4 protein-coding genes are annotated in these 2,622 nt (G+C 60.1%); 3 read left to right on the top strand and 1 reads right to left on the bottom strand.

The annotated features are described in order from the left end of the window. Nucleotides 1-271, bottom strand: a 271-nt coding sequence (locus L810_RS46740; RefSeq protein ID WP_257009052.1) for a nucleotide-binding protein, incomplete at its 3' end; no start/stop codon positions are given. Nucleotides 272-953: 682 nt separating this feature from the next. On the opposite strand from L810_RS46740, the gene L810_RS43060 reads away from it, so the two are divergent. From L810_RS43060 to L810_RS44405, 3 genes are all read left to right on the top strand, one after another. Continuing rightward, nucleotides 954-1,466, top strand: coding sequence for a hypothetical protein (locus L810_RS43060; protein ID WP_042978438.1), 513 nt, complete (start codon nucleotides 954-956; stop codon nucleotides 1,464-1,466). A gap of 33 nt (nucleotides 1,467-1,499) precedes the next feature. After that, nucleotides 1,500-1,910, top strand: coding sequence for a hypothetical protein (locus L810_RS43055; protein WP_042978437.1), 411 nt, complete (start codon nucleotides 1,500-1,502; stop codon nucleotides 1,908-1,910). Between the two features lie 186 nt (nucleotides 1,911-2,096). Beyond that, nucleotides 2,097-2,622, top strand: a 526-nt coding sequence (locus L810_RS44405) for a helix-turn-helix domain-containing protein (RefSeq protein WP_042978436.1), incomplete at its 3' end; no start/stop codon positions are given.

Here is a 2,622-nt window from a genome sequence, read left to right as displayed (position 1 = left end):
CGCCGGCATCGACGATTACGACTTGGTAGCGGTTCGCAATGTCGCGCAGAGTCGCTGAAACATCACCTGTCCGTTGAACGCAGGGAATGCGTGGTTCGATGCCCGCCGAATCCCGACGTTCAATGAATCGAGCACAGGTTGCTTGCGCGTCTGTATCCAAAATGACGACATCAACGCCTTCGGTTGCAAGTTGAACCGCAACGTTCGTGGCGATCGTCGATTTCCCTACCCCACCCTTCTCGGCTCCGACACACATGATCATACCTGCCATGTTGCGCTCTCCATTTGAGTAAATGAGTTGAGTGTTTGCGTTCCTCAAGCACTCAAGCGACCGGCGCGCCGAACCTCTGGGCGATGAGGATCTGAGTGTTTGAGTAACTGAAAAGAGGTACTCAAATGAGGAATTCAGTTCCTCATATAAGTGGCGGAATGGTAGACGACGGGGTCGGATGTGTCAATGTTCATTTACTCAAATGGGCTGCGTGAATGAGTGTTTGTGTTGACCTATTTTTTGATAACATATTGAAAATAAAGGAATGTGTGATTGAGTAAATGTGCAATTGAGGTGATGAAATAGGGAAATGAGTTGAGTGAATGGGTGGGGGAGGGCGCCACGGGCAAGCAAACGCTAAGGGTCTTATGCCTGAGTGTTTGCTCATACACTCAAATGAGTGGGGTTATTGAGTGGCTGGAGATGCCCTGCGCGGACGAAGCCCGAAAGATCAGGCCAGCCGTGGCCGACGGGGCGGGTACAATGCCGATCGACTATTTTGATCGCGACTTCTGATGGTGTTGGACGGGGCGCGGGTGCAACAACAGGCGCAACGTAAGATTGGCATGGGAGCTTCGCCTCCAGGCGTGGACTTCATCTCCAGATGCTCCTCGAGACTGAAAACACGGTCCACAATTGACCGGGGAGGGCGCAACGCCATGCTCCCAAAAAGACATTCAAGATGACCCGAACACCCACCACTCGAGAACACTTTCAGCTGGAGATGCGCATCGCCCTCGACGTGGCGGAAGGGCGGCTCCAGCAGGACTACCAGGACCCTGATATTCAACTGGAGATCGTTGACCATCGCGAGGTCGCGAACATTGTCGCGAGCTGGCCCGAGAAATTGAATTGGGCCTACGCACGAAAACGTGTGTCGGCAACGCATCGCAGCTGCTACATCGGGCTACGGACTGGCGCCTCTCCGGATGTCGCCGCGCTCGCGGTCATCCGCGTTTCGCGACATCGCGTAACGACGTCGCTACTGTTCCTGCAGAAGGATGGTCACAGCCTGCTGCCTGGGCGCACGATGGCGATGATGGATATGGTCCTGCAAGCCGTCGCGGCAGTCTTCGGCTCAACCACGATCGCGATCGACGAACCTTTCCCTCAGCTTGTGTCCTACTACATGAGCTACGGCTATGTGACGGAGATCTGGCGGGATCGTCGACGCTTGTTGTCAAAACCCGCCTGAGTCGTCTAACATGTTGATCTAGAGGACAAATTTATGACCACGAGCAAACTCAGGGCCAAAAGGACCGTGCGAAAGCCTACAGCGTTGAAGCTGCGGGCGAAGCGTCTGAAGCTGGCCCTCAAATCGAGACTGAAGGCTCGATCGGAAGCGGTCGAGGTGGTGACGGGCGAGCGCCTCACCTATGCTCAGGCGGTGCACGCCTTGCGTCAGGGTCTGGCTCTGGCGGAGGTCGCCGTCAGCCGAACCGAACTCGCCAACCGATGGGAGGCGTTGTCGGACGTGCAGCGCACGGCGCTGACGGCCGCGCGCGCGCGGGCGGAAGCGCGTCTGCGTCGCCCAGATATGGCCCCCGAAGCGGTGCGGGCGCGAGAACGCGCTGGCGCCGATTGGGAGACGCGGCATGGCGTGGCGTTGGCCTTTGCAGGCAGACGACACGAACACTAAGAGACGAACCCGGCTGCGGCCGGGTTTTTTTGTGTGCGCCGTCAATGCCGATAACTCCCCTTATCGGCATTGCGTTTAATGCGTCAAAACCCCGAAGGGGCCCTTTACACGACACTTGACACGACTAAAAGACGTGCTACGCTGTTCCCATACGTCTTTTAGACGGGTTTGTATTCAGGAGCCTCCATGTCCGTGCTGTACGTGTATCGCTGCCCGGCCTGCGGCCATAACGGCGAGGTGCGCCATCCGGACGACGGCCACGACGGCGCGGCGGCCACCTGCGCCAAATGCCACGGGCCGGTAACGCTCGAGTGGGACGGGGGCGTGACCCTGGACACCGTCCATCGCCGCGGCGCCGGGCCGACGCCGACCGCGATCCGCGAGTTGCGCGTGATCAACGGCCGCACGCAGGCCGAGCTCGCCGAGCGCCTCGGCGTCAACGATCGCCAGGTGCAGCGCTGGGAAGCCGGCGAGGCGAAGATGCCGGTGGCGGCCTGGCAGCTGCTGCGCCGCGTGTGGGGGTTTCGTGGGGCGGTGCACCTCGAGCCGGCCGCGACCACGACGTGGGGCTGGGACACGCAGCGCGATTCCCGCCGCGACACGATCGAGCGCGGCGACGTGGTCGAGCTGCAGCCGAAAGCGGGGCCGCGGCTGCTGGCGACGGTCCATGCCGTGCAGCCCGACGACGACCTGTACCAGGCGCTCGTCACCG

The organism is Burkholderia sp. AU4i, assembly GCF_000466765.1.
Lineage (GTDB): Bacteria > Pseudomonadota > Gammaproteobacteria > Burkholderiales > Burkholderiaceae > Burkholderia > Burkholderia cepacia.
The sequence above is the reverse complement of the archived record's forward strand: the minus strand, read 5'-3'. Positions and strand labels throughout refer to the sequence as shown.

Bases quoted from the DNA above. Each gene is read 5' to 3' on its own strand.
- L810_RS43055 (WP_042978437.1), top strand. From the start codon at position 1,500: ATGACCACGAGCAAACTCAGGGCCAAAAGGACCGTGCGAAAGCCTACA.
- L810_RS43060 (WP_042978438.1), top strand. From the start codon at position 954: ATGACCCGAACACCCACCACTCGAGAACACTTTCAGCTGGAGATGCGC.